Source organism: Salinicola acroporae (assembly GCF_003206615.1).
Lineage (GTDB): Bacteria > Pseudomonadota > Gammaproteobacteria > Pseudomonadales > Halomonadaceae > Salinicola > Salinicola acroporae.
The window spans coordinates 1-25,374 of sequence record NZ_PZJW01000011.1; the positions used below are offsets into that span (position 1 = coordinate 1).

Consider the following 25,374-nt stretch of genomic DNA (forward strand, 5'->3'; position numbering starts at 1 on the left):
GAGGCGGGCGTTTCAGCGATTCGAATCTTGTCGACGCTAGTCATCCTGGGCATTCTGCCCGCCCGCTTCACTACGACGCTTCTCTCTACGCGCCTTGTTCAGGCGACCCAGTGCCAATATCGGCCCCGACACGACATAGCAACCGAACAGTGTCAGCAGCATCACTGAGGGCTCGATGGAGATCAGCACGAACAGCAGCACGATCGCCAGTAGGAACACGAACGGTACCGGCCCCTTGAAATCGATCTCCTTGAAGCTGTGGTAGCGCACGTTGCTGACCATCAGTACGCCGGCGGCGGCCACCACGACGGTCATCAGCACCTTGAAGCCCAACGACTCGGCATCGAAGGTGTGGAAGACCCACACGCAGGCAGCCACGATTGCCGCCGCCGACGGGCTGGGCAAGCCGACGAACCACTTCTTGTCGGTGCTGCCGATCTGAACGTTGAAGCGTGCCAGGCGCAGTGCGGCCCCAGCGACGAAGATGAATGCCGCGATCCAGCCGACCTTGCCGATGTCCTGCAATATCCAGGTGAACGCGACCAGCGCCGGTGCCATCCCGAACGAGACCATGTCGGCCAGGCTGTCGAACTCGGCGCCAAACGCACTCTGGGTATTGGTCAGCCGAGCGACACGGCCGTCCAACCCATCGAGCACCATGGCGATGAAGATGGCGATGGCCGCCTTGGCATAATCCCCGTTCATCGCAGCGACGATGGAGTAGAAGCCGGCGAACAACGCCGACAGTGTGAACAGGTTGGGCAGCAAGTAGATGCCGCGGCGACGGATGCGTTTGCCGTTCTCGACGGTTTCCTCGATGACTTCGTCTTCATCATCGAAGAGCGGAGACGTGGCCCCGATCGTGATCGTCTCGGGCTCTTGCTCGTGGTGGCGGTCATCCTGCGTCATGAAGCGAGTCCTTTAGTGTCGAGTGCGCCAAGGCATTGTAGCCGGCTCATTCTACAGCCTAGCGGGAATCACGACAGATGCCCGCGAGAAAGCCAAACCCGTCAAACAAAACGGGGGGCGCGACTGTCGTCGCGCCCCCCGCATGAGCCATGGACCGATCGGTGATCAGTTCTTGCTCTTGTCGACCAGTTGGTTGGCCGTGATCCACGGCATCATGGCACGCAGCTTGGCACCGACCTGCTCAACCGGGTGCTCGGCCGTCTGACGGCGACGTGCATTCAGCGAGGCGTAGTTGCAGGCGCCTTCGGAGATGAACATCTTGGCGTACTCGCCGTCCTGGATGCGCTTGAGCGCCTTGCGCATCGCCTCTTTCGAGCTCTCGTTGATGATCTCGCGGCCGGTCACGTACTCACCGTACTCGGCATTGTTGGAGATCGAATAGTTCATGTTGGCGATACCGCCTTCGTACATCAGGTCGACGATCAGCTTGAGCTCGTGGAGACACTCGAAGTAGGCCATCTCCGGAGCGTAGCCCGCTTCGGTTAGGGTTTCGAAGCCAGCCTTGACCAGTTCCACGGCGCCGCCGCAGAGGACCGCCTGCTCGCCGAACAGATCGGTCTCGGTCTCGTCCTTGAAGGTGGTCTCGATGATCCCGCTGCGACCGCCACCGATGGCTGCCGCGTAGGAGAGCGCGATCTCCTTCGCCTGGCCAGAAGCATTCTGGTGGATCGCGATCAGGTCGGGGATACCGCCGCCGCGTACGAACTCGGAGCGCACGGTATGGCCCGGCGCCTTGGGTGCAACCATGATCACATCGAGATCGGCGCGCGGCTCGACCTGGCTGTAATGGATGTTGAAGCCGTGGGCGAAGGCAATGGTGGCGCCCTCTTTCAGATTCGGCTCGATCTCCTGCTCGTAGATCGTCTTCTGGTTTTCATCCGGCGCCAGGATCATGACGACGTCAGCGGTCTTGCACGCTTCCGCGACACTGGCGACCTTGAGGCCGGCGCTCTCGGCCTTGGCTGCCGAGGAAGAGCCCTTACGCAGGCCGACGGTCACGTCGACACCGGACTCCTTCAGGTTATTGGCGTGCGCGTGGCCCTGGGAGCCATAGCCAACGATCGTGACCTGTTTGGCCTGGATCAGGGAGAGGTCACAATCCTTGTCGTAATAAACGTGCATATCGAACTCCGGAAGTCGGTGCTAGCGAGCGTTCTGCTCGGAACTGTCGTACTGAACAACCATTAGCGTTGATGGCTACCGACGCCGTCTGTCGCGGCGCCCGTCGCTTCAGCCTGACGCCACGATAAGCCAGGCAATATGTTGCGTAAAACGCTATATTTGCAATGCGACATTTCGGATTATGAAACAATCATGGACTACCGCCCGCTCACCCACTTCCTGGCATTGGCCGACCACCTCCACTTCGGCCGGGCTAGCGACGCTTGCCATATCAGTCCATCGACGCTAAGCCGCTCGATTCGCCAGCTCGAGGAGACGCTCGGCGTCACGCTGTTCGAGCGCGACAATCGTCACGTCACACTGACGCGGGAAGGCTTGCTGTTCCACGCCTACGCCCGAGAGACGCTGGAGCAGTGGCAGGCGATGCAGGCCACCTTGATGGCAGAGACCCGTGAACTGGCTGGCGAAATCAGCATCTACTGCTCGGTCACCGCCAGCTACAGCTTCCTGTATCGACTGCTCAGCGAGTTCCGGTTGCGCCACCCACGCATCGAGATCAAGCTGCACACCGGTGACCCTGCGGATGCCATCGCCCGGGTCCAGGCGGAACAGGAGGACATCGCCATCACGGCACGCCCGCGCAGCCTGCCGGATGCGCTGGCGTTCAAGCCGCTGGCGACGTCGCCGCTGGTCTTCATCGCCCCGCGCGATGGTGCGGATTGGCTACCGAAGACGCCGGATATACCGACCCCTTCGCAATGGAAAGAAGTGCCGATGATTCTGTCGGAATCGGGCCTGTCACGAGATCACGCCGATACCTGGTTCCGCGCCATGGGGATCAGTCCGCGCATCTATGCCCAGGTCGCCGGCAACGAAGCTATCGTCAGCATGGTGGGATTGGGATTCGGCGTCGGCATCGTGCCGCGTATCGTGCTCGACAACAGCCCGCTGCTCGATCGCATCATGATCCTGCCGGTCAAGCCGGAGCTGCCTCACTACGATGTCGGCCTGTGCGTGCTCAAGCGCCGCTTGAAGAGTGCGCTGATCGACGCGCTATGGGCTCAGCTCCCGAACTGACCCCGCCCGCCGGAGCGGCGACAAACGCAAAACGCCCGGCGGGATCGCTCCCGCCGGGCGTCGGTCCACCACCGGTCAGCTACAACGAGAGCAGCTTGTCGCCACGCGCGATGCCGGATACCCCGGTCCGCGCGACCTCGAGGATGCCGATCGGCGCCATCGCCTGGACGAAGGCGTCGAGCTTGCCGGCGTCGCCGGTGATCTGCACGGTATAGACGCTCGGCGTGACGTCGACGATCTGGGCCCGGAAGATATCCGCCGTACGCTTCACTTCATCCCGCGCAGCGCCCAGCGCCTTGACCTTCACCAACATCAGCTCGCGCTCGATATGGTTGCCCTCGGTCAGGTCGACCAGCTTGACCACGTCGATCAGCTTGTTGAGATGCTTGGTGATCTGCTCGATCACCCGGTCGTCCCCCACCGTGGTGACGGTCAGCCGCGATAGTGACGGGTCCTCCGTCGGCGCCACGTTGAGGGTTTCGATATTGAAGTTGCGCTGGGAGAACAACCCCACCACGCGGGACAGGGCGCCGGGTTCGTTTTCCAGCAGAATCGAGATGATATGGCGCATCAGGTCCGCTCCGTCTTCGAAAGCAGCATGTCACGCATGGAGCCCAGCGGCACCTGCATCGGATAGACGTGTTCGAAGGGATCGACGTAGATATCGAGGAACACGAGCTCATTAGTATCGGCGAAGGCACGCTCCAGCGCCGGCTCCAGCTCATCGAAGGTCGTCACCTTGATCGCGGTGAAGCCGTAGGCCTCGATCAGCTTGGCGAAATCCGGCAGCGACTCCATGTAGGAGTGGGCGTGGCGGGACTTGTAGTTGAGATCCTGCCACTGGCGCACCATCCCCAACGACTGGTTGTTGAGGTTGACGATCTTGACGCCGACATCGAACTGCTTACAAGTCGACAGCTCCTGCATCATCATCTGGAAGCTGCCTTCGCCGGTGAAGCAGACCACATCGTCCTGCGGATAGCTCAGCTTGATGCCCATCGCCGCCGGGAAGCCGAAGCCCATGGTGCCGAGGCCACCCGAGGTGATGAAGCGGTTGGGCTTGGCGAACTTGTAGTACTGGGCCGCGAACATCTGGTGCTGGCCCACGTCGGTGGTGACGAAGGCTTCGCCGCGGGTGGCGCGATAGACCGCCTCGATCACCTCCTGAGGCTTGAGCGCTTCGCCCGGCTTCGAAGGCTCGTAGAGCTTGCCTTCGCGCTCGGCCCGCCAGCCCTCGATGCTCTTCCACCACTCGCCCAGTGCCTCTGCGTTGGACGCCTCGCGATCCTGAACCAGGCTGATCATCTCGTCGATGACACTGCCCGCCGCGCCGACAATGGGCACGTCCGCGCGTACGGTCTTGGAGATCGAGCTGGGGTCGATATCGACATGCACGATCTTCGCGGTGGGGCAGAACTTCGAGGTGTTGTTGGTGACGCGGTCGTCGAAGCGCGCGCCGATGGCAACGATCAGGTCGGCGTGATGCATCGCCATGTTGGCTTCATAGCTGCCGTGCATGCCGAGCCAGCCCAGCGACTGCTGATCGCCCTGCGGATAGCCGCCGATTCCCATCAGCGTGGTGGTGATCGGGAAGCCGAGCCGATGAACCAGATCGGTCAGCGCTTCGCTGGCCCGCCCGGTGACGATGCCGCCGCCGGTATAGAACACCGGCCGACGCGCCTTGAGCATCATGTCGACGGCCTTCTTGATCTGGCCGCTGTGCCCGCGAGTCACCGGGTTGTAGGAACGGATCTTGACCTTCTTCGGATAGACGTATTCGTAACGCTCGGTGGGCGCGGTCATATCCTTGGGGATGTCGACCACCACCGGACCGGGGCGCCCGGTCGAGGCAAGATAGAACGCCTTCTTCAGCACCTCGGGAATCTCGCTCGGATGGCGGATCGAGAAGCTGTGCTTCACCACCGGACGAGTGACGCCGACGATATCGGTTTCCTGGAAGGCGTCTTCCCCGATCAGGTGGCTGGCGACCTGGCCGCACAGGACCACCATCGGAATCGAGTCCATGTAGGCCGTGGCGATGCCGGTAACGGCGTTGGTCGCGCCCGGACCGGACGTGACCAGCACCACGCCGGGCTTGCCGGAGGCACGGGCGTAACCATCGGCGGCGTGGGTCGCGGCCTGTTCATGACGAACGAGAATGTGTTGAACGCTATCCTGGCGGAACAGGGCATCGTAGATATGCAATGCCGCTCCACCCGGATAGCCGTAGATGCGCTCGACGCCTTCGTCTTTCAGAAAGCGGGCGATCATATCGGCGCCGGAAAGTAATTCCACTGGTGAGTCTCCCCTGGAAGTTCGAGTGCCGCTTCGCGGTTCTGATGACAGAACCTGGGTCGTGAATGGTTGGCGCGATTCACGAACACGAAGCTCAATCACGGCGATACGCCGCTGCCGACGGTTGAACGTCGGCGCCTGATGCCATTTCCTGGCGTCCTGGGCCCGGGGTGGGGACCCGCACTCTTAGGAACCGTTGGCACCTTGGTATCGACGGCTCCTGACACGGCAGATCGCCGTATCGGGGTTGGCGGGAACAGGCGTGTGGCCCGCGCCCTTCTTTCCTTTGAAAGATATCCTTCGACAGGCGGGTAGAGGTCGCTCGGAACCTACCCTTCACGCAGCGGCCGGGGATCGCCCGTCATTGGCTGCGCCCGCAATCAGGAACCGCCTAGATTCCACCAGCGCCTCGGGACTGTCAACCTCCGGCGCCCACGGCAGAGACGCGAACGAGGCGAGCGACCGCTTTCCACCAGCAGCATCGACTAAAGTTGAAGGGCTTCGCACAGCGCCTCGCTGCCATCACTGCTGTACTGAATTTCAGCTGGCAACGAGTTCGAGGCGCTGATCGATGAGCTCGTGGACAACCCCACCTATGGAGTAACGCGCATGTCCCCCATCGTGAAATGGTCCGCGTTCGTGGCCATGGCAGGCTTTCTCTTCGGTTTCGACACCGCCGTGATATCCGGCGCGGACAAGCCCATCCAGGAACTGTGGGGTCTGAGCGATCTTCAGCACGGTCTCTTCATCATGTCGATGGCGCTATGGGGAACGGTGCTCGGCGCGATCTTCGGCAACTGGCCGACCGACCGGCTGGGCCGGCGCGCGACACTCTTCATCATCGGCGTGCTCTATTTCGTCTCCGCGGTGGGTTCGGCACTGGCCATCGATCCGTTCTGGTTTTCGTTCTTCCGCCTGATCGGTGGCTTCGGGGTGGGCATGTCCTCGGTCGCCGCGCCGGCCTATATCTCCGAGATCGCGCCGGCCGAAAGGCGCGGCAATCTGGTGGCGCTCTATCAGTTCAACGTCGTGTTCGGCATCTTCATGGCCTACGTCTCCAATGCCATCCTTGGCAGCCTGCTTGGCGACGACGCCTGGCGCTGGATGGTGGGTGTCGAGGCCGTACCGGCCCTCGTCTATACGCTGGCGCTGCTCAAGGTCCCGGAGAGTCCGCGCTGGCTGATCCTCAACAAGGAGGACACGCACACCGCCGCCGACGTGCTTAACCAGATCGATCCGAAGCGAGATACCCAAGCACAGATCGAGGAGATCCAGGCGGCCGACCGCGAGGACAACAAGGTCCATTCGCGCTTCTTCTCGCGCCGCTATCGACTCCCTATCGTTCTGGCCTTCCTGATCGCCTTCTTCAACCAGTTCACCGGTATCAACTTCGTGCTCTATTATGCGCCGCGTATTCTCGAGGCTGCCCAGCTTGGCGATAACGCAGCCCTGCTGTCGACTGCCGGCATCGGCCTGATCATGGTGATCTTCACCATGATCGGCATGGCCCTGATCGACCGCTTCGGTCGGCGGACACTGATGTATATCGGCTCGGTGGGCTACATCATCTCGTTGTCGATCATCTCCCACGCCTTCTTCACCGATAACCTGGGCGGCGCGCTGATCCCGTTGCAGCTGTGCCTGTTCGTCGCGGCCCACGGCATCAGTCAGGGCACAGTGATCTGGGTCTTCATCTCCGAAATCTTCCCCAACCGCGAGCGGGCACGCGGCCAGTCGCTTGGCAGCTTCACCCACTGGTTCTTCGCCGCCGTCATCACCCTGGTGACGCCATGGGTACTGGGGATCTTCAACGGCGGGCCGGTCTTCGCCTTCTTCGCCTTCATGATGGTGTTGCAGATCGTCTTCGTCGCCTTCCTGATGCCGGAAACCAAGGGCATATCACTGGAGAAACTGCAGCAGAAGCTGTCGCCGAAGGGTGAATCGGGGCATTAAAAATGCCCGTGACGCCAAGCGTCACGGGCAGGAAACGGTCAGGACGCGACCGTAGTTTCAGAAATGGAGAGTGACGCCAGGCCCGGCGCGCCGCCGGGCCGGGTCATTACTTGTCGAACACCAGATGATCGCCCTCGGCGCGGACGCGAATCGTGTCGCCCGGCAGGAATCGGCCCGAAAGCAGATCCTGCGCCAGCGGGTTCTCGATCCGGCTCTGGATCGCCCGCTTGAGCGGACGCGCCCCGAACACCGGGTCGAAGCCGACCACGGCCAGTTGCGCCATTGCCTCGTCGCTGACCTCGAGCTTGAGATCGCGTTCGGCCAGGCGGCCACGCAGGCGGTCGAGCTGGATCGAGGCAATCGCCTGGATCTGCTCCTGGCCGAGGGCGTGGAACACCACCACCTCATCGATACGGTTGATCAACTCCGGCCGGAAGTGATTGCCCACCACCGTCATCACGGCATCGCGCATGGCGGAATAGTCGCTCTCCTCGCCGCCCATGCGCTGGATCACGTCGGAGCCCAGGTTCGAGGTCATCACGATCACCGTGTTGCGGAAATCCACGGTGCGCCCCTGGCCATCGGTCAGACGCCCATCCTCCAGCACCTGGAGCAGGATATTGAAGACATCCGGATGCGCCTTCTCCACCTCGTCGAGCAGCAGCACCGAGTAGGGTTTGCGACGCACGGCTTCGGTCAGGTAGCCGCCCTCTTCGTAGCCGACATACCCCGGCGGCGCGCCGATCAGACGAGCCACGGAGTGCTTCTCCATGAACTCCGACATATCGATGCGCACCATCGACTCTTCGGTATCGAACAGGAAGTTGGCCAGCGACTTGCACAGTTCGGTCTTGCCCACCCCGGTGGGGCCGAGGAACAGAAACGAACCGTTGGGCCGGTTGGGATCGGAGAGACCGGCACGCGAGCGGCGCACCGCATTGGCAACCGCCTTGACCGCCTCGTCCTGGCCAATGACCCGCTCGTGCAGCGCCTCTTCCATGCGCAGCAGCTTGTCGCGCTCACCCTCGAGCATCTTGGAGACCGGAATCCCGGTCCATCTCGACACGACTTCGGCGATCTCCTCCTCGGTTACGTTGGAGCGCAGCAACTGATGCGTCGAGGTGTCCGCGCCGTCGCTATCGCTGCTCTCCGCGATCTGCTGCTCGAGCCTCGGGATCACGCCGTACTGCAGTTCCGACATTTTCCCCAGGTCGCCCTGGCGCCGGGCGGCCTCCAGGTCGATACGCGCCTGCTCTAGGTCGGCCTTGTACTGGGCCGCGCCCTGGATGCTGGCCTTCTCGGATTTCCAGACTTCCTCGAGATCGGCGTACTCGCGCTCAAGTTCGGTGATCAGGGTCTCGAGATTCTCGAGACGCTTGCGCGAAGCCTCGTCGGTCTCCTTCTTCAGCGCCTCCCGCTCCATCTTGAGCTGGATCAGGCGCCGGTCGAGCCGGTCCATCTCCTCCGGCTTGGAGTCGAGCTCCATGCGAATGCGCGATGCGGCCTCGTCGATCAGGTCGATCGCCTTGTCGGGGAGCTGCCGATCGGTGATGTAGCGGGTCGACAGCTTGGCCGCCGCGATGATCGCCCCGTCGGTGATGTCGACCCCGTGGTGGACCTCGTAGCGCTCCTTGAGTCCGCGCAGGATAGCGATGGTGTCCTCTTCACTGGGCTCGTCCACCAGCACCTTCTGGAAGCGCCGCTCCAGCGCCGCGTCCTTCTCGATGTACTGGCGATACTCGTCGAGCGTGGTCGCGCCAACGCAGTGCAGTTCGCCGCGGGCCAGCGCCGGCTTGAGCATGTTGCCGGCATCCATCGCGCCCTCACCCTTGCCGGCACCGACCATGGTGTGCAGCTCGTCGATGAACAGAATGACGCGTCCTTCTTCCTTCGACAGTTCGTTGAGCACGGACTTCAGCCGCTCTTCGAACTCGCCACGGAACTTGGCGCCCGCCAGCAGCGAGCCCATGTCGAGGGAGAGCACTCGCTTCTCCTTCAGCCCCTCGGGCACCTCGCCATTGACGATACGCTGTGCCAGCCCTTCGACGATGGCCGTTTTGCCCACGCCGGGCTCGCCGATCAATACCGGGTTGTTCTTGGTGCGACGCTGCAGGACCTGGATCGTGCGCCGAATCTCGTCGTCGCGACCGATCACCGGATCGAGCTTGCCTTCGGTTGCCCGGGCGGTCAGGTCGAGGGTGTATTTTTCCAGCGCCTCCCGCTTCTCTTCGGCATTGGCGTCATCGACATTGGCGCCGCCGCGCAGCTCGCCGATCGCCGTGGCCAGTCGCTTCCGGTCCAGGCCCGACTGGGTCAACACCTTGGTGAGTCCATTCTTCATGTCCAGCGCGGCAAGCAGCACCAGCTCGATCGCGATGTACTGGTCGCCGCGGCTCTGGGCCTCGCGGTCGGCCAGGTTGAACAGCCGCGCCAGGTCCTGACTCATGCTGACGTTGCCATCGAACTGGCCGACTTCGGGCAGGTTGTCGAGATAGCCCGCCAACCCTTCCCGCAACCGGCTGACATCGCCTCCCGCTTTCTGTACCAGGCCCTTGATGCCGCTATCGCGCATCTCGAGCAGCGCCATCAGCAGGTGCCCCGGGTCGAGCTGGTTATGGCCGCGACCTACCGCCAGCGACTGCGCTTCGGCCAGGGCGTTCTGCAGCTTGGTCGTCATGCGATCCATACGCATATCTTCGCCTCCAGGGAGCCGTTGCAGGTCATGACCTGGCGGCTCGGTTATTCATTAGTTGACACTTAAATGGAGGTATGTTGGTTCTTTTCAAGCGAAGCGAATGAAATATTCGCCGCGACAGAACGCCACAGACGAATGCAATTCATGGAGAGAGGAGGGTCCAGGCGATCGTGAAGGCGAATCAGCGCAGCCAGATCATGCTGGCCATGCGCCCGGTACGACCGTCATCGCGGCGATGGGAGTAGAAACGGGATTCACAGGCGGTGCAGAAATGACCGCCGCTGATCGAATGCACGCCGACACGCTCCAGCCGGAGTCGAGCGAGCCGGTAGAGATCCGCCATGTAATGCCCCAGGCGATAAGGGCTGCGCTCGAAAGCCACCTCGGCTTCCGGCTGCAGGGCCACGAAGGCTTCGAAGACTTCCGGGCCGACCTCGAACTGGGCATTGGAGATCGCCGGTCCCATCCACGCCATCAACTCCTCCGGGTCGACCCCCAGTGCCGCCACGCTGGCCTCCAGCACGCCCCCCGCCAGCCCGCGCCAGCCGGCATGGGCCAACCCGACCCGCGTTCCCTGGCGATCGCAGAAGAAGACCGGCAGGCAATCCGCGGTGAGGATGACGCAGGCGTGGCCGCGATCGAACGCCACCGAGGCGTCGGCCTGGGGCGGATGCTGCCGGTACCCGTCCTGGAAGTTCTGCATGACGCGTGCGCCATGCACCTGATCGAGCCACAACAGCGGCCGCTCGTCGCCGACCTCCGCCGCCAGCCGGTCACGGCAGCTAATCACGGACTGGGGATCGTCCCCGACGTGAGCCGCTGGATTGAAAGCCGCGAAATCGCCGCGGCTGGGCCCGGTCTCGCGCGTGGTGACGAAGGCACCCACGGTGCTCGGCGCGGGCCAGTCAGGTAGCAGCAGGGTCGGCGCGTCGCTCATCGATGGCTCGGAGTCATTCGTCAGCGGCGACGAACACGCGGATGAATGCATCAATCGGCCTCCTGATCCTCACGCAGTGCGTCCAGCAGCAAAAACATGTCGTCCGGCAGCGGTGCCTTGCACTCGATCGGCGCCCCGTTGGCGGGATGGTCGAAGCGAAGTTTGTGCGCATGCAGGGCCTGGCGTGGAAACGTCCTGAGCAGCGTTTTCAATGAGTCGCCCGCCCCGGCCGGCAACTTGAGCCGTCCACCGTAGACCGGGTCGCCGATCAGCGGGTAGCGAACGTGCGCCATGTGCACCCGGATCTGATGCGTCCGGCCGGTTTCGAGCCGGCAGCGAACGTGAGTATGCGCGCGAAAGCGCTCGTTGACGCGATAGTGCGTGACCGCCGGCTTGCCCGAGGCGGTCACCGCCTGACGCTGACGGTCCTTGGGATGACGCCCGATCGGTGCATCCACCTTGCCGCCGGCGGTCATCGCGCCCACCACGATGGCATCGTACTCCCGCGACACCGTCCGCGCCTGCAGTTGAGCCACCAGCGCGGTCTGCGCCGTCAGCGTCTTCGCCACCATCATCAGCCCGGTCGTGTCCTTGTCGAGACGATGAACGATACCCGCCCGCGGGATCGCCGCCAATGGCGCATGGTGATGCAGCAATGCATTGAGCAACGTGCCATCGGGATTGCCGGCGGCGGGATGCACGACCAGACCGGCAGGCTTGTCGATCACCATGACGTCGTCGTCCTCGAACACGATCGACAGCGGAATCGCCTGAGGCTCCCAGCGAGTCTCTTCCTCGAGCCGGGTGTCGAGTGCTAGCCGCTCGCCGCCGATCACCTTATCCTTGGGCCGGGCCTTCTCTCCGTCGACCGTCAACTCGCCCTGCTGAATCCAGCTCTTGAGGCGCTCTCGCGAGAATTCGGGGAACATTTCGGCTGCGGTCTGGTCGAGACGTCGCCCTGCCAAATGCTCGGGTACACGCTCGTCGCGCTTCAGGATGTCAGCCATACGTGAGGATCGGTTCCGTTTCGCCGGTACGTGTCGCCGCTGCGTTTGGTCGGCGCGTTTCGTCGGTACAAGGGTTTGCTTTATAGTGAGTCGAATTCGGCGGATTCTAGCACGGCCGCCAAGGAATGGTTGATACGAGGATGATGATGCGATTTTCTGCGCGATGTTCCACTCTGGCCGCCCTGTTGCTGGCAGGCGTACTGCTCGCTGGCTGTGCCAGCAATGAGCCTGCCCCGGACCTGCAGGAGCAGGATCTTTACCAGCAAGCCCAGAGTTCCCTCGATGCCGGGCGTTACAGTACCGCAGTAACGCAACTGGAAGCGCTGGATACGCGATTCCCCTTCGGCCGCTATGCCGAGCAGGCGCAACTCGAACTGATCTACGCCTACTATCGAGTCGAGGACTGGGAAAAGACTCGCGCCGCCGCCAGCCGCTTCATTCGCCTCCATCCGGACCACCCTCAGGTCGATTACGCCTACTACATGCGCGGTCTCGGCGCCTATCAAGCAGGTCGCTTCAGCCTCGAGAGCATGGAGCTGATCGACATTTCCAAGCGTGATCTGGGGGCCTCACGTGACGCCTACGTCGACTTCGGCGAACTGGTGCGCCGCTTCCCCGACAGCGCCTACGCCCCGGATGCCCGTCAGCGTATCATCTACCTGCGCAACGTGATGGCGCGCCACGAGCTGCAGGTTGCCGATTTCTATCTGCGCAAAGGGGCCTATGTCGCGGCAGTCGAGCGCGGCCGCTGGGTGATCGAGCACTATCCCAAGTCCACCGCCACCCGCGACGCCCTGGCGGTGATGGTGGAGGGCTATCTGGGACTGAAGATGCGTGACCGCGCCGAAACCGTGCTGCAGACACTGATCGAGAACGACCCCGACAATAGCCAGCTCGACGGCGATACCTTCGTGCCCAAGCATATTGATGTCGACCCGCCGCTGACGGCCCAGGGCTGAGCCGCGAAGGCCATTTTTGCGCCCGAGGTTTGCCGTAAAGAAGAAAGCCAGCGACAAATGTCGCTGGCTTTCTTCGTAGCTCGTCGCTAGCTCCCCGGCTGCCACCCGTTGACGATGGGATAGCGCCGATCGCGACCGAAGCCTCTGAGCGTCACCCGCACCCCCACCGGCGCCTGGCGTCGCTTGTATTCGCTGCGGTCGACCAGCTTGACCACCCGATAGACGTCGTCGCGCTCGAAACCGGCTTCGATGATCGCCTCCGCGCTCATGTCGCGTTCGATATAGCGTTCGAGAATCGCATCCAGCACGTCATAACCCGGCAGGGAATCGCTGTCCTGCTGGTTGGGTGCCAGCTCGGCAGACGGCGGACGCGTGATCACCCGCTCGGGGATCGCGGGTTCCTGCGCGTTGCGCCAGATGGCCAGGCGATAGACCCAGGTCTTGTAGACATCCTTGAGCGCGTTGTAGCCGCCGACCATGTCACCGTAGAGCGTGGCATAGCCCACCGCCATCTCGCTCTTGTTGCCGGTGGTCTGGACCATCAACCCCTTCTTGTTGGAAATCGCCATCAGCAGCACGCCGCGCACGCGGGACTGCAGGTTCTCTTCGGTGGTATCCGCCGCCAGCCCGCTGAAGCTCTCGGTCAGCGTTGCGGTGAAGGCTTCAACCATCGGCGCGATCGGCATCACCTCATAACCGACGCCCAGCATCTTCGCCTGTTCGGCGGCGTCGGCCTGAGAGATCTCGGCGGTATAGTGATAGGGCATCATCACCGCATGGACGCGATCCGGCCCTAGTGCATCGACGGCAATCGCCAGCGACAGCGACGAGTCGATACCGCCGGAGAGCCCCATCACCACGCCCTTGAAGCCGCTCTTGTTGACGTAGTCGCGAAGACCGGTGACCAGCGCGCAGTAGAGATTCTCCTCGGCGCCCAGCAGTGGCTCGCGCTCGCCCTTTTGCGGCTCCCAACCCATGGCATCCCGGGCGAAGCGCACTGGCATCAGCCCGACCTGCCAGAACGGTGCCCGTACGGCGACCTCCCCGGTGGCGTCCAGCACCAGCGAGCCGCCATCGAAAACCAGCTCGTCCTGGCCGCCGATGGCGTTGACGTAGACCAGCGGCGTCTCCACCTCACGCGCACGCTCGGCGAATAGCCGCTCCCGCTCGGCGGGCTTGTCGAGATGAAACGGAGAGGCATTGAGGGTCACCAGAATATCGGCGCCAGCCTCTGCGGATTGTCGTACCGGTGCGCCATCCCACAGGTCTTCGCAGATCAGGACCCCGAGCTTCGCCCCCTTGTGCTCGACGATCAGGGGCTCGTGGCCCGGCTCGAAGTAACGATCCTCGTCGAACACCTGGTAATTGGGCAGCGCCTGCTTGGCATACTCGCCGCGCCACTCACCGCCCAGCAGCACCCCGGCCAGGTTGTGACGCCGGCCGTCGCGCATGCCCGGATAGCCGATGATGACGAGCGTTTGCGGCGCGATCCTGTCGATCTTGCGAGCCATCTCTGCCAGGGCGTCCTGCAGCCGTGACTCCATCGCCTCGCGCAGCAGCAGATCCTCCGGCGGATAACCGGTCAGAAACAATTCGCTGAAGACAACCACATCCGCGCCATGCTCGATGCGCGCCTCACGCACCGCCTCGATGGCCGCCACGGTATTACCCGCGATATCGCCCACCATCGGGTCCAGTTGCGCCATCACCAGGGTCAGGTCTTGCATGGGTAAACTCTTCTCCAGACAGATGCGGCGCTCAAGCGCCTCGTTGGCCGTCGTCCATTTTCGCGCATGCCGGGTACAGAGGCAAAGCAGCGCCTCAGGTCAGCCGATACGGCGCCGGATCGACGATCGGCTCGCAGCCGATCAGTTGATCGACCAGCAACCGCGTGGCTGCCGGCGCCAGCACCAACCCGTTGCGATAATGGCCCGCGTTGACGTGCAGACCGTCGAAGCCAGGCACCGGGCCAATCGTCGGCACGCCATCCGGCGAGCCGGGACGCAGCCCTGCCCACTGCTGCTCGACCAGGCACCGGGCCAACTGCGGGATGATCGACAGGGCGCTGGCATGCAGCGACTCGAGGGCTGCCGATGTCGTCTGCTTGTCGAAGCCGACCTCTTCCAGTGTGGAGCCGGCCAGCACGCGGCCATCCCCGCGCGGGATCACGTAACGGCCATCCTTGAGCACGACCCGCTCGACCAGCCCCGCTGGCGCCTTGAAAAGAATCATCTGCCCCTTGACCGGACGCACGGCCAACTCGACCCCGATATCCGCCAGCAGCGCCCGCGACCAGGCCCCTCCGCAGATGATCGTCTGCCCGGCGCGAATTGCCCCGGCGGATGTCTCCACCCCCTCGATCATCGATCCACGCCGGACAAGACCGGCCACCTCGCACCGCTCATGGATCTCGACCTGCGCCATGCGCTCGAGCCGCGCCCGCAGCGCCTTGATCAGGCGCGGATTGCGGATGCTGCCAAGCGTCGGCATCCACAATGCGCCATCGAAGCCTGGCGCCGCATTGGGCTCTCTGGCGTAGAGTTCCTCGGCGCCGATCATGGCCAGCGGCTTGGCCACGTCCCGCGCCCATCGCAGGGCGCGGTCGACGTCGTCGACGCGCAGGTAGAGCAATCCCTTCTGGCGATATTCCGGGTCGATGCCCGTCTCCTCGAACAGCCGCCCGGCCAGCTCGGGATAGCGCCCCTCGGACCAACTGGAAAGGGCCGAGATCGCTTTCGAATAACGCCACGGGTAGAGCGGCGAGACGATACCGCCGCCCGCCCAGGAAGCCTCACGACCACACTGGCCGCGCTCGACCAACGCCACCGAATGGCCGGCATCGGCCAGCTGCAGCGCCGTCATCATACCGATGACACCCCCGCCGACGATCAAGAAATCCTGCATGGTGTCGATATCCTGACAAAAGGACGATTCTATCATTCGTCCAGAACCCGGACGCCGCAATGGTCTCTCGAGCTTCCTCCCCGCAACCCCGCGCCGATCATCGATCGGCGAGGCAGCTGCAGCGTGGTTTCACACTCATCGAGTTGATGATCTGTGTGGTCATTCTCGGCATTCTGGCGAGCTGGGCCGCGCCCGGCCTGGCAAACCTGAGCGCCCGCATGACGCTGGACAGCGAGGTGGAACGGGTATGGCAATTGATAAGAAGGGCAAGACAGGAAGCCGCCACCAGCGGGCAGCCGACCTGGCTCTGCCCGACCGAAAACGGGACGACCTGCAGCGACAATGGCCAATGGGGCGATACTTTACTGCTGTTCATCGATGGCAACGACAACGGCCAGCCTGACAATGACGAGCGCATGCTGGCAGTGAGTCACCCTAACGGAAACCAGGTCAGCATTACCGCCAACAGCTTTACCACGGGCCTGGGCTATACACCGCTGGGGTTCACCCGGGGGCGGCAGTTCGGAACCTTCACGCTCACCAACCCGGCGGCTGCCGGCGGAGGCCATAAGATCGTCGTGCACTTTGCCCGTATTCGGCTCGATACGGTCGATGCCGACGCAGCGGAGGAAGAGAGCTCGACCTGACGGACCAAGCTCACTCGCAACTGTCGGGCGTCGGCGTTCGATTTCCCTGGCTGTCCAGACTCATGACGTCGCACGTCCCACTGGTGCGGCCATCCGCACGACTGGCAGTGATCACGTAACGCTGGCCGTCGTCTTCAATCGCCACGACCAGACCATATCGGGCGGTGCCACTTTCCGGGGACTGAGTGGGCGAGAGGCCCAATGTCGAGGGAGAGACGGCATCGCTGGAATCCTCCCCATAGCGATAGGTCTGCGAGTAGCGCCGCTCCAGGTTCAGCGCCAGAGACTGCATCGCCGCCTGGGCATCCCGCGCCTGCGCCCGCTCGACATAGTGGAGATAGCTCGGGATGGCGATGGACGCCAGAATCCCGACGACCGCGACCGCGATCATCAGCTCGATCAAGGTAAAACCGCGGGTGCGCGATAGTTTATTCATCCGTCACTCCAGTCTACGCCAGGTCACTCGGCCGAGTTGCATGCTGTTGAGCGGGGCCTCGGCAATCTTCGTCAGTGCGCCATTGGTGCCCGCGCTCACCTTGGTTTCCTGGCCACCGTCATCGTCGAGCATCACTTTCGGGGTAAAGATCGCGCCATCGGTCGCGATAGCGACCGGCACATAGCGGGTGGTGTCATCCGACGATGGATAGTAACTATCCTGGTCGTCGACCTTGCCGTCACCGTTGACATCCAGCACCGGCGTCGGAAAGGCCGAGCCGTACCAGGCATTCAATTCATAGAGGTAGCCGGCGTCCTCGGCGCCGCAAACGCCATAGCCCGGGATCAACGATGAGAACAGAATCCGGTTGCCGCGTAGCGACGGGCCATCGACGACCCTCTCGGTGCCCGCAAGATCGAGATACCAGCCGTTTTCCGGGTAGCGGCTGGTGTCGACGTCATCGAGATATCGCACCATGGTGGAAGAACCATCCTGATCGTCGAGCGTCGTCTGGTGAAAAGCGCGCCCGGCCAGATCGGCACGTGTCAGCGTGTCGCTTCGGGCAACGCCATCCACGAAGTCCCTAACCGCATAGAAGCTGTCGGAGGTCCGGCGATCCTGAGTGGTGGGCAAACCGTAATTCTCCTCGCCGCCAGTGCCGAACAGCACCATCAGCCCGCCATCCGGATGTCTACCGACCTCCAGTGTCGAGGTGATGACCTGACGCTCACCCGCTCTGATGCCGCTGAAAAGCTGATGGATGTGACCTTCCCAGCCAGCCGGGTCGGTGGAGGAGAGGTCGAAGCGCCAGATATTCCCCTGCAGGTCCGCGCCGTAGGCCAGATCGACGCGACCATCTTCATCGCGGTCCAACAGGGAGACGGTCATCATGCCATTGTCGCCGCTGTTGTCGGCGGCGCTCGGAGTCAATCGCATGACATCCGAACTCGACCAGTTGCCCCCAGCGCCACCATCGACGAAAAGAATGTAGAGACTGGCCTTGCCAGCCTCACTGGCATAGCCATTGCCGACCACCACGGCGAATCGCCCATTCTCCATCCGCACAATACTGGGTTGGTTGTAGATGTAACCAAGTTGCTGGTCATCCTCCCCGAACACGGCAGCGTCATCGGCGGGGTCATATTCCCAGAGTGCGAGCGCGCTGGCATTCGACTCGCTGAAGCGAGCCGGATCGGTCACGTCGAGGGCGAACAGCCCCTTGCCGCCCGACCCCAGGCCGCTCGTCAGCAGCGAAAACCAGGCACCGGTGCCCGCCTCGCCATGGCGGGCATCCAGCACCGTCGGACTACCGTCGACATAATAGCGATGCCGGTAATCGGGATCGGCAAGCTCGGGCAACTGCTCGAGCACGAGCCCGGGCACATACGCAACGCGCTCAACCCCGGTGGCCGCATCGAAGCCGTGGAGCATGCCGTCATTGCCACCCACGTAGAGCATCTGGGCCCGCGTGCGTTGAGCAGTCCGGAATTCGGCATAGCTCGTGTCGCCCTCATCCGGCACGTAGTAGGTATTGGGCACGCCGACGAGATACGGCCGCGAGCCAATGAAATCGCCCAGCCTGGCGCTTTCGCGGCCGTTCAACCAGAGCCGGTCACGCAGACCGCCCCCGTTGCGCTGCTCGTTTTCGGTATCGCCGCGGATGTACCCGACCACATTCTGCAGCCGCTGGGTCATGTCGACGCCGGCGCCCTCGAATGCAGTCGTCGTGAAGGGGATCCCCGCCCCCGTGTCGGGATCATGGGTAATGATCTGGCGATTGCCTGGCAGGGGTAGCTGGTTGCGGGCGCTCCACACACTGCTGGTGACGCCGTCCTTCCCGAGCTTCACTGCCTGGAGATCGCCTGACCAGCTGTATTGATTGTTGTAGAGCGTCTGAAAGACATAGTCCTCGACGTCACCGTCGTGGCCAACGGTGACACCAGCTCCTGTGCGGTTGGTGTTTTCCAGCACCTGGTCCAGTAGTTCACGCAACGTGTCCGCCAGCTCACCGACCCGGTTGACCTCGAAGTAGGCACCGGGGGATCCGTCTTCGCGGCGACTGTCGTTGCCGTACTTGGCCGCGTAGTAGAGGGGCGTCTCGAGCTCATGTCCCGTGTTGCCAGCGACCCGGTAGGTGGCAGTCGTCGCCGGGCTGCCGTTACATGGCGCGTTCGACGGACAGAGCGATCCGGGATAGCTGTTGGTGTAGTTATTGATTCCGGTGTGGACGTTGAAGCCGTCGCTCTGCTGGACCACGATCCGGTCGGCACTCTCGCCAGTACCGTAGCGCCCGCTGGTGCCGCTGAGAATATAGCCGAGGCCGAGCTTGTGGGATGCCGCGGCGCGGGTCACGCTGGTGGTGATCGAGAGACGCTCGTTCGAGAGCCTATAGCTCAGGCGTACTTCTGCATCGAAATCGTAGTCTCCGCCGAACTCCGAATCTTCCCAGTCGATCAAAAAGCTACCGCTCGAACCGTCGGGCGCCTGCGATTCGACGAAGAAGTTGACGATCGCGCACTTGCCTCCCGCCGTGGTGTTGGAACAGGCGGGGATCAGGGAAACGGACTTGCCGGCGCCGATAGGTATCGATACGAGCGGCACGTTGGACGCAAGTTGCACGGCATAGGTATCGATCGGCTGGCCATCGTTCCCCTCGGGGCCGCGGATGACGGTATCGTTGTGGGCGAAGCGCGCCAGGCCTGCCACGCTGTAGCCGCCTTCCAGGCCCGGGGCGTTGGGACAGAGTCCTTTCGCATCGCTGAGCCCGGAGAGTGTCTTGGCCGTGCAGAACTTGTCACTGTCCGTGCCGGCGCTGGCGGAGGTCTGGCCGACGAAGTAGTCCCCGGAAGTACCCTCGGCCGCGCCGACGGCATTGGTCTGGGTGCGAATCTGGCCGGCGGAAATCGGTGACGAACCGGGAGCCCCCAGATCGTCGTTGTCGAAGGAGATTTCGCTGGCATTGACCAGCAGTAACGAGTGCGCGGCACACCACTTTCCGGAAAGGTCGTTGTCCCAGGCAGGTGATGTCAGTCCCGGGATGTAGCTGGTCTCGACACGACCGGTTCCGACGGAGAACCTCTCCGTTGCCGATGCTTCTCCGCCTATGTAGCGCAGCGCCTCGAGGGTGATCTCGCCAAACGGGTTCCCCCAGTTGGAGCAACTGCCATTGTTGAAAGAGCCTCTTCCCCAGGGACAATTGTCGCCTGAACTTGAGTTGTAGTTGCTGTCCTGATAGCTGTATTTCGCTATTTTCAGCGCATCGAGGTTGCTGACGATGCCGCTGTTGTCATTCTCGAAAACGCCGGTGGCAGCGCTGAGCTCGCTCCCGAAACCGCTGAAATTGGCTCTTAACACGCCGCCTTGCTTGTTGTTTTCGTAAGATCCCGTAAACAGACCGAACTCGATGTCGTTGGCGTAGTCATGCAGCAACCCGGTGGGCTTCGGGTAGGCAGAGTCCGGATATGCGGTACAGTTCTCACCGTCGCCAGCCGCGGCGCAGACCTCGACCCTGGCGCGATACTCCTCAGATCCTTGGGATGTCCTGTAGGGAAAATCTCCCCAATTCTGGCGCTCACCTCGCCATGGGCACTGCCACTGTTCGGTACTCGCCCATTTGGGCCAGCCTACCTTGCTGCCGCTCTCGTTGCCGGTGGCAACGCGAATCAGCGGTGGGTCGTTCACATTGCCGGAGTATATGTTTTCCCGTGGATGATATGTCGTATTACAGAACGTGACGGCACTGGCGCCGTTGAAAGGCGTGTTCTTGTTGATGATGTTCGGGTCGGCAATGATTTTACTGAAGCTATGGGAGTCCATGGGCAGAAACGCGCGCTCCAGCACCGTCGTTTCTGTAGCACTGTCCCGGTATCTCTTGCCGCCATACAGCGCCTTTCGAATGATATCGATCCGCGTCATTGTCGCCCAGTTGAGCAGATTCCCACTCCAGGATTTATTCCCGCTGCAACTGAATTCATCATCGCCTGGCTTTCCGTTTCCGTTTCCGTTTCCGTTTCCGTTTCCGTTTCCGTTTCCAGCGTGACCGATTCGTCTGAACGCACCACCGTCAAGATGAGCGTCGTAGTCATAGCAGCCACGACTATCGAAATAGCCGTAGTATTCGATGTCGGGGCGGTAGGTGGAATCGATCGCCCCATCGCCATCGAGGTCGGACCAATCGGTGTAGGCTTTCGAATACCAGTTGTGGTCGTTGGAAAGCACCAGCATGCTGCGTGGTGAGGTATCGGCCTGGGCGCTCAACGGCGGGTAATGCGGCACATCGTCTGCCGCCCATCCTTGGTTCGCGGCTGTCAGCAGCAGGCCACCCAGCACCCAGCCCTTAATAGACATAGCGAGCCTCCAGGCGCTGAACGGCTCGACCGCCCGGGCCGAACCCGATGCTGAACACACGGAAGAAGTAACGCTGCTCTGGATCCTCTTCCGCCTGCCCCTTGACTGCCGGATCGACCTCCTGATAGCCGTCCACCAACGACGGCGCGATACAGCCGATCATGTAGCGGGGTGCGGGCACGAAACCGCCGCTATCGCTGCTGTAGAGCGTAAAGTTGGCGACGGCGCCTGTACTCTCCAGCGAGCGCCAGTGAGCGTCATCATCGAGGCCATCCAGCGTCGTGATGTTGTAGCGCTCCCCTCCCGCATTGCAGAACAGTCCCAGGTCCCCGCTATCCTCGATGGCAACCTCGGCGGAGCGCAGTCCTGCCTCCGCGGCCTGGAACGCCATCTGGCGTGCCGCCTCGTTCGCCGAAAGCTGTTGCTGGACACGCGTCGAGTCGCTGACTGCAAGTGCCAGCATCGACACCAACGCCACCATCACGAGCGTCACCAACAGAGCGGCGCCACGTTGATCACCAGGCATCACTGGGCGGTCTCCGGAAGATTGCGAAGGGCGATGGTGGTTTCCAGGCGCGTGCGCGCGTGGCCGTCTTCGAAACTGACGGTCCCTTCTCCCCAGGGGAAACTCTGAACATAACGCTCGCCGGTCGACTCCGCCGACGCAAGAATCAGCGCCAGCCTGACCGCCCTGACCGAGGTCCAGTTGGCGTGCTCCCGCGACTGGAACGTATTGGAGTCATCGAGATACTCCCAACGCATCGCCTCCACATCGTTGAGCAGAGGCAGCGAATGATGCATTTCACCGCCAGAGAGCGAGACCAGACAGCGCAACGTGTGGCCATCGAGATAAAGGCCCGCGACGGCAACCGAATCAGCGTCGTTGCCGTCGGCAGCCGGAAAAGGCGTACCGTCGCAGTGGGTCAGCGGCTGGCCGCTCAGCTCGGCAGCCCGATAACGGACCCATATTTCGTCATCCGTATCGGCGGCGACCAGCTGGCCGGCGGCAAAGGCGGGTATCTGCTCATCTTCCGCCGGCGTGTAACTGGGGAACAGCAGGCTCAGATCCTCCCAGCGATCGCTGTAGCCGGACAGCCATATCTGCTGCTGAATCACGCTCAGCGCGAACCGACGAGCATCCTGAACATCCTGGTTGGCCACGGAACTCTGATAGCTTCTGCGACTGGACATGGTGTAGCTGGTCACCATGAGTACCAACATCAGACCGATCAGCATCGCGACCATCAATTCGACCAGACTGATGCCACGCTGGCGGGCCGGGGGAGATGCCAGGACGCGGCTCACAGTATCGTCTCCAGGCGCAGGCAACCGCCGTCGGCCGCCACCGAGAAGCCGGCATCCTGCGGGCGGCACGTCACCTGGGCCTCGCCGTCGGGCAGGCGGCGCCAGACAATGGCGAGATCGGCTTTCAACAGGTCGTCGTCCAGCTTCAGGATGCTCAACTGCGCTGTGGCATGGGGAAGCTGATCGCCCAGTGAAGACAACCAGACAGCGATCAGGTCACATAACCACTGGTTGGGCCCCGAGCAGCCAACCGGGGCGCCATTGGTGATTCCTACCCCCTCCGATGCCACCCGGTCCGTTCGCAACTGCTCGATCAGGTTGCCGCTCATGGCGACGGCTGCCGAACGCCAACGCGCCTCGACCTCGTCCCGCTGGGTCATGAGCTGCAACGCGCCCACGCCAAGCAGGGCGATGCTCAGTACGAGCAGCGCAATCAAGGATTCGATCAGCGTGACCCCACGCTCGCGTCCACCGAGGCGAACGGGCGATCGCAGCGAGATCGAGTGCGGCTCGACACGGGGAAAGGGGGGTAGGTTGGCGGACACGCGAGACTCCGCAGCGATTGCGTGACCACCAGAAAAGATGGCCGACAAGGGTTTGGCAACCCGTGCTACTCTGCACATGGTTACATTTGTTTACCCTATATCGGCCTGAAGCTAAGAAGATTTAGCGCGGATCACGCCTCGCTGGCGATCACCCGCTCGCGGAGTTCCCGCGGCATGGAAAAGGTGATCGTTTCGGCGCGGCCTGAGAGTTCCTCCGGCACACTGGCGCCATGCGCCCTGAGCTTGTCGATGACCCCCGCAACCAGGACTTCCGGCGCGCTGGCACCGGCGGTGATGCCGATGGTACCGACTCCCGCGAGCCAGGCGGGATCGATCTGTTCGGCATCATCGATCAGATAGGCCGGTGTGCCGACGCGCTCGGACAGCTCGCGCAACCGGTTGGAGTTGGAGCTGTTGACGCTGCCCACCACCAGCACCAGATCCGAGTCGGCGGCCAGCTCGCGGACCGCGTCCTGGCGATTCTGGGTGGCGTAGCAGATATCATCCTTGCGCGGCCCCTGGATCTCGGGGAAGTGCTCGCGCAGGGCATCGATCACTCTGGCGGTATCATCCATCGACAACGTGGTCTGAGTGACGAACGCCAGCCGCGAGGGATCGCGCACCGGCAGCCTGGCGACGTCTTCCTCGTCCTCGACGAGATAGATCGCACCGCCATGACTCTCATCGTAGCGCCCCATGGTACCTTCGACCTCCGGATGGCCGGCGTGGCCGATCAGGATGCACTCCTGGCCGCGCTTGGCGTAGCGCAGCACTTCCATGTGCACCTTGGTCACCAGCGGGCAGGTGGCATCGAAGATCTTGAGACCGCGACGCTCGGCCTCCTGTTGCACGGCTCGCGAAACGCCGTGGGCCGAGAAGATCACGATGACGTCGTCGGGGATTTCGTGGAGTTCCTCGACGAAGATCGCGCCCCGCTCACGCAACGAATCCACCACGAAGCGATTGTGGACCACCTCGTGGCGCACGTAGATGGGCGGCCCGAAGACATCGAGCGCGCGATTGACGATGTCGATGGCACGATCGACGCCGGCGCAGAAACCGCGGGGATTGGCCAGCTTGATTTGCATAATGACCTCGCTTGACACGCTCGGGTGTCGTGGTGAAAACCGAACCGGGCTCAGTGAGTCGTGACGGGCTTCACGTCCAGAATTTCCACCTCGAAGGTCAGGGTACGCCCTGCCAGCGGATGATTGAAGTCGACTTCGACATGGCGTTCGTCGACGCTGGCAATCACACCGGGCAGTTCGCCACCGGCGGCATCGGCGAACGACATCACCGTACCGGGTTCCACGGCCTCCTCGAAAGCGTCACGGGAGAGGCGCTGCACGTTCTGCGGGTTGTGCTGGCCAAAGGCGTGCTCGGGGGAGATCTCGAAGGCACCGGTGTCGTTTGCCGCCATGCCCTTGAGTGGCGCCTCGAAGCCCGGCGGCAGATTGCCGTCGCCGAGCTGGAACGTCGCCGGCTGCTTGTCCCGGGTCGAGTCCACCACTTCGCCGTCCTCGAGTTTCACCGTGAAATGGAGCGTGACTTCCATGCCCTCGCCGACGCGGTAGTCGTGATCGTGCGGATGGCCGTTCTCGCTCATGAGTCACCTCCTGTCGAAGAAGATTTGTCAGCCGAAGATTTATCCGTCGAGGCCGGTTTGTCATCGCCGCTGGCGCGAGAGGCCTTCGGTCGACGCGAATCGAGCAGCGACTGCAGGATCAGGCCGACCGCACCCAGCGTGATCGCCGTGTCGGCCAGGTTGAACGCTGGGTAGTACCAGCCGCCCCAGTGAAACGACAGATAGTCGACCACGTAGCCATGCACCAGGCGATCGTAGAGATTACCGATGGCGCCGCCGATCACCAGGGTCAGCGAGATCGCGGTCAGCGTCTCGCCACGCTTGAGCCGCGAGAGCCACACCGTCAGCCCTACGCTGGCACCGATCGCGATCAGCGCGAACAGCCATCGCTGCCAGCCCGCGTGTTCGGCCAGGAAGCTGAAGGCGGCGCCGGTGTTGTGCAGCAGCGTCAGGTTGAAGATCGGCAGCACTTCCAGTGGCCGACCGTAATCGAGATGCGCCGAAGCCAGCGCCTTGATGCTCAGATCAAGCACGATGACCACCAGCGATAGCCACAGCCAGCGCAGTGGGCGATGCATCCGATCGGTGACG

General features: G+C 62.8%; 22 protein-coding genes. 5 read left to right on the forward strand and 17 right to left on the reverse strand.

All coding sequences use genetic code 11. The features are described 5' to 3' along the window. Positions 1–36: 36 nt before the first annotated feature. A complete protein-coding gene (gene pssA, locus DOM54_RS15775; protein ID WP_110717260.1) occupies positions 37–909 on the reverse strand; it encodes a CDP-diacylglycerol--serine O-phosphatidyltransferase in 873 nt (290 codons plus the stop codon). 165 nt (positions 910–1,074) lie between these two features. Continuing rightward, positions 1,075–2,091, reverse strand: coding sequence for a ketol-acid reductoisomerase (gene ilvC, locus DOM54_RS15780; RefSeq protein WP_110717261.1), 1,017 nt, complete (start codon positions 2,089–2,091; stop codon positions 1,075–1,077). Between the two features lie 192 nt (positions 2,092–2,283). Between ilvC and ilvY the strand changes: the two genes are divergently transcribed. After that, positions 2,284–3,168, forward strand: coding sequence for an HTH-type transcriptional activator IlvY (gene ilvY, locus DOM54_RS15785; RefSeq protein WP_110717262.1), 885 nt, complete (start codon positions 2,284–2,286; stop codon positions 3,166–3,168). A 79-nt stretch (positions 3,169–3,247) separates the two neighbouring features. Here the strand turns inward: ilvY and ilvN are convergent, their stop codons facing one another. Further along, positions 3,248–3,739, reverse strand: coding sequence for an acetolactate synthase small subunit (gene ilvN, locus DOM54_RS15790; protein ID WP_110717263.1), 492 nt, complete (start codon positions 3,737–3,739; stop codon positions 3,248–3,250). Then, positions 3,739–5,463, reverse strand: coding sequence for an acetolactate synthase 3 large subunit (locus tag DOM54_RS15795; RefSeq protein WP_110717264.1), 1,725 nt, complete (start codon positions 5,461–5,463; stop codon positions 3,739–3,741). Before DOM54_RS15795 ends, ilvN begins: the two co-directional genes overlap by 1 nt. 609 nt (positions 5,464–6,072) lie before the next feature. Here DOM54_RS15795 and DOM54_RS15800 point away from each other — a divergent pair. Next, a complete protein-coding gene (locus DOM54_RS15800) occupies positions 6,073–7,416 on the forward strand; it encodes a sugar porter family MFS transporter (protein ID WP_110717265.1) in 1,344 nt (447 codons plus the stop codon). A gap of 106 nt (positions 7,417–7,522) precedes the next feature. Here DOM54_RS15800 and clpB read toward each other — a convergent pair whose 3' ends face one another. From clpB to rluD, 3 genes are all read right to left on the reverse strand, one after another. Then, positions 7,523–10,108 (reverse strand): ATP-dependent chaperone ClpB, encoded by a 2,586-nt coding sequence (gene clpB, locus DOM54_RS15805; protein ID WP_110717266.1) that lies wholly within the window; start codon positions 10,106–10,108, stop codon positions 7,523–7,525. A 184-nt stretch (positions 10,109–10,292) separates the two neighbouring features. Continuing rightward, entirely contained in the window at positions 10,293–11,048 is a 756-nt protein-coding gene (gene pgeF / locus DOM54_RS15810; RefSeq protein ID WP_110717378.1) for a peptidoglycan editing factor PgeF, read from the reverse strand. A gap of 50 nt (positions 11,049–11,098) precedes the next feature. Beyond that, on the reverse strand, positions 11,099–12,055 hold the full coding sequence (gene rluD, locus DOM54_RS15815) for a 23S rRNA pseudouridine(1911/1915/1917) synthase RluD (RefSeq protein ID WP_110717267.1): 957 nt from the start codon (positions 12,053–12,055) through the stop codon (positions 11,099–11,101). A 146-nt stretch (positions 12,056–12,201) separates the two neighbouring features. On the opposite strand from rluD, the gene DOM54_RS15820 reads away from it, so the two are divergent. Further along, positions 12,202–13,014, forward strand: a complete 813-nt coding sequence (locus DOM54_RS15820; RefSeq protein ID WP_110717379.1) for an outer membrane protein assembly factor BamD — start codon at positions 12,202–12,204, stop codon at positions 13,012–13,014. A gap of 86 nt (positions 13,015–13,100) precedes the next feature. Here the strand turns inward: DOM54_RS15820 and DOM54_RS15825 are convergent, their stop codons facing one another. Continuing rightward, positions 13,101–14,741, reverse strand: coding sequence for an NAD+ synthase (locus DOM54_RS15825; protein WP_110717268.1), 1,641 nt, complete (start codon positions 14,739–14,741; stop codon positions 13,101–13,103). Positions 14,742–14,835: 94 nt separating this feature from the next. Further along, a complete protein-coding gene (gene thiO / locus DOM54_RS15830) occupies positions 14,836–15,918 on the reverse strand; it encodes a glycine oxidase ThiO (RefSeq protein WP_110717269.1) in 1,083 nt (360 codons plus the stop codon). A gap of 59 nt (positions 15,919–15,977) precedes the next feature. Here thiO and DOM54_RS15835 point away from each other — a divergent pair, with 59 nt between their 5' ends. After that, on the forward strand, positions 15,978–16,565 hold the full coding sequence (locus DOM54_RS15835) for a GspH/FimT family pseudopilin (protein ID WP_110717270.1): 588 nt from the start codon (positions 15,978–15,980) through the stop codon (positions 16,563–16,565). A gap of 10 nt (positions 16,566–16,575) precedes the next feature. Here the strand turns inward: DOM54_RS15835 and DOM54_RS20455 are convergent, their stop codons facing one another. Both DOM54_RS20455 and DOM54_RS15845 read right to left on the reverse strand, forming a co-directional pair. Then, a complete protein-coding gene (locus DOM54_RS20455) occupies positions 16,576–17,001 on the reverse strand; it encodes a type IV pilin protein (protein ID WP_110717271.1) in 426 nt (141 codons plus the stop codon). A gap of 3 nt (positions 17,002–17,004) precedes the next feature. Continuing rightward, positions 17,005–20,682 carry a pilus assembly protein gene (locus DOM54_RS15845; protein ID WP_162619895.1) on the reverse strand — a complete coding sequence of 1,226 codons (3,678 nt, stop codon included), beginning with the start codon at positions 20,680–20,682 and terminating at the stop codon, positions 17,005–17,007. 27 nt (positions 20,683–20,709) lie between these two features. Here DOM54_RS15845 and DOM54_RS20095 point away from each other — a divergent pair, with 27 nt between their 5' ends. Then, on the forward strand, positions 20,710–21,237 hold the full coding sequence (locus DOM54_RS20095; protein WP_162619896.1) for a hypothetical protein: 528 nt from the start codon (positions 20,710–20,712) through the stop codon (positions 21,235–21,237). 100 nt (positions 21,238–21,337) lie between these two features. Here DOM54_RS20095 and DOM54_RS15850 read toward each other — a convergent pair whose 3' ends face one another. The 6 genes from DOM54_RS15850 to lspA form a co-directional block, all read right to left on the reverse strand. After that, complete coding sequence (locus DOM54_RS15850; RefSeq protein ID WP_110717273.1) at positions 21,338–21,874, reverse strand: pilus assembly PilX family protein; 537 nt, start codon at positions 21,872–21,874, stop codon at positions 21,338–21,340. Next, a complete protein-coding gene (locus tag DOM54_RS15855) occupies positions 21,874–22,653 on the reverse strand; it encodes a PilW family protein (RefSeq protein WP_162619897.1) in 780 nt (259 codons plus the stop codon). Before DOM54_RS15855 ends, DOM54_RS15850 begins: the two co-directional genes overlap by 1 nt. Then, positions 22,650–23,198: a type IV pilus modification PilV family protein gene (locus DOM54_RS15860; RefSeq protein WP_162619898.1), complete on the reverse strand. Its 549-nt coding sequence runs from the start codon at positions 23,196–23,198 to the stop codon at positions 22,650–22,652. Before DOM54_RS15860 ends, DOM54_RS15855 begins: the two co-directional genes overlap by 4 nt. Positions 23,199–23,329: 131 nt before the next feature. Then, positions 23,330–24,286 (reverse strand): 4-hydroxy-3-methylbut-2-enyl diphosphate reductase, encoded by a 957-nt coding sequence (ispH, locus tag DOM54_RS15865; protein WP_110717276.1) that lies wholly within the window; start codon positions 24,284–24,286, stop codon positions 23,330–23,332. A gap of 50 nt (positions 24,287–24,336) precedes the next feature. Beyond that, positions 24,337–24,804 carry an FKBP-type peptidyl-prolyl cis-trans isomerase gene (gene fkpB, locus DOM54_RS15870; protein ID WP_110717277.1) on the reverse strand — a complete coding sequence of 156 codons (468 nt, stop codon included), beginning with the start codon at positions 24,802–24,804 and terminating at the stop codon, positions 24,337–24,339. After that, complete coding sequence (lspA, locus tag DOM54_RS15875) at positions 24,801–25,361, reverse strand: signal peptidase II (RefSeq protein WP_110717278.1); 561 nt, start codon at positions 25,359–25,361, stop codon at positions 24,801–24,803. The genes fkpB and lspA overlap by 4 nt, the downstream gene beginning before the upstream one ends. Positions 25,362–25,374: the final 13 nt, after the last annotated feature.

What these genes read in the sequence shown, in the direction of transcription:
- pssA (WP_110717260.1), bottom strand. Translation starts at nt 909, where the DNA reads ATGACGCAGGATGACCGCCACCACGAGCAAGAGCCCGAGACGATCACG.
- ilvC (WP_110717261.1), bottom strand. Translation starts at nt 2,091, where the DNA reads ATGCACGTTTATTACGACAAGGATTGTGACCTCTCCCTGATCCAGGCC.
- ilvY (WP_110717262.1), top strand. Translation starts at nt 2,284, where the DNA reads ATGGACTACCGCCCGCTCACCCACTTCCTGGCATTGGCCGACCACCTC.
- ilvN (WP_110717263.1), bottom strand. Translation starts at nt 3,739, where the DNA reads ATGCGCCATATCATCTCGATTCTGCTGGAAAACGAACCCGGCGCCCTG.
- DOM54_RS15800 (WP_110717265.1), top strand. Translation starts at nt 6,073, where the DNA reads ATGTCCCCCATCGTGAAATGGTCCGCGTTCGTGGCCATGGCAGGCTTT.
- clpB (WP_110717266.1), bottom strand. Translation starts at nt 10,108, where the DNA reads ATGCGTATGGATCGCATGACGACCAAGCTGCAGAACGCCCTGGCCGAA.
- pgeF (WP_110717378.1), bottom strand. Translation starts at nt 11,048, where the DNA reads ATGAGCGACGCGCCGACCCTGCTGCTACCTGACTGGCCCGCGCCGAGC.
- rluD (WP_110717267.1), bottom strand. Translation starts at nt 12,055, where the DNA reads ATGGCTGACATCCTGAAGCGCGACGAGCGTGTACCCGAGCATTTGGCA.
- DOM54_RS15820 (WP_110717379.1), top strand. Translation starts at nt 12,202, where the DNA reads ATGCGATTTTCTGCGCGATGTTCCACTCTGGCCGCCCTGTTGCTGGCA.
- DOM54_RS15825 (WP_110717268.1), bottom strand. Translation starts at nt 14,741, where the DNA reads ATGCAAGACCTGACCCTGGTGATGGCGCAACTGGACCCGATGGTGGGC.
- thiO (WP_110717269.1), bottom strand. Translation starts at nt 15,918, where the DNA reads ATGCAGGATTTCTTGATCGTCGGCGGGGGTGTCATCGGTATGATGACG.
- DOM54_RS15835 (WP_110717270.1), top strand. Translation starts at nt 15,978, where the DNA reads ATGGTCTCTCGAGCTTCCTCCCCGCAACCCCGCGCCGATCATCGATCG.
- DOM54_RS20455 (WP_110717271.1), bottom strand. Translation starts at nt 17,001, where the DNA reads ATGAATAAACTATCGCGCACCCGCGGTTTTACCTTGATCGAGCTGATG.
- DOM54_RS20095 (WP_162619896.1), top strand. Translation starts at nt 20,710, where the DNA reads ATGATATGTCGTATTACAGAACGTGACGGCACTGGCGCCGTTGAAAGG.
- DOM54_RS15850 (WP_110717273.1), bottom strand. Translation starts at nt 21,874, where the DNA reads ATGCCTGGTGATCAACGTGGCGCCGCTCTGTTGGTGACGCTCGTGATG.
- ispH (WP_110717276.1), bottom strand. Translation starts at nt 24,286, where the DNA reads ATGCAAATCAAGCTGGCCAATCCCCGCGGTTTCTGCGCCGGCGTCGAT.
- fkpB (WP_110717277.1), bottom strand. Translation starts at nt 24,804, where the DNA reads ATGAGCGAGAACGGCCATCCGCACGATCACGACTACCGCGTCGGCGAG.
- lspA (WP_110717278.1), bottom strand. Translation starts at nt 25,361, where the DNA reads ATGCATCGCCCACTGCGCTGGCTGTGGCTATCGCTGGTGGTCATCGTG.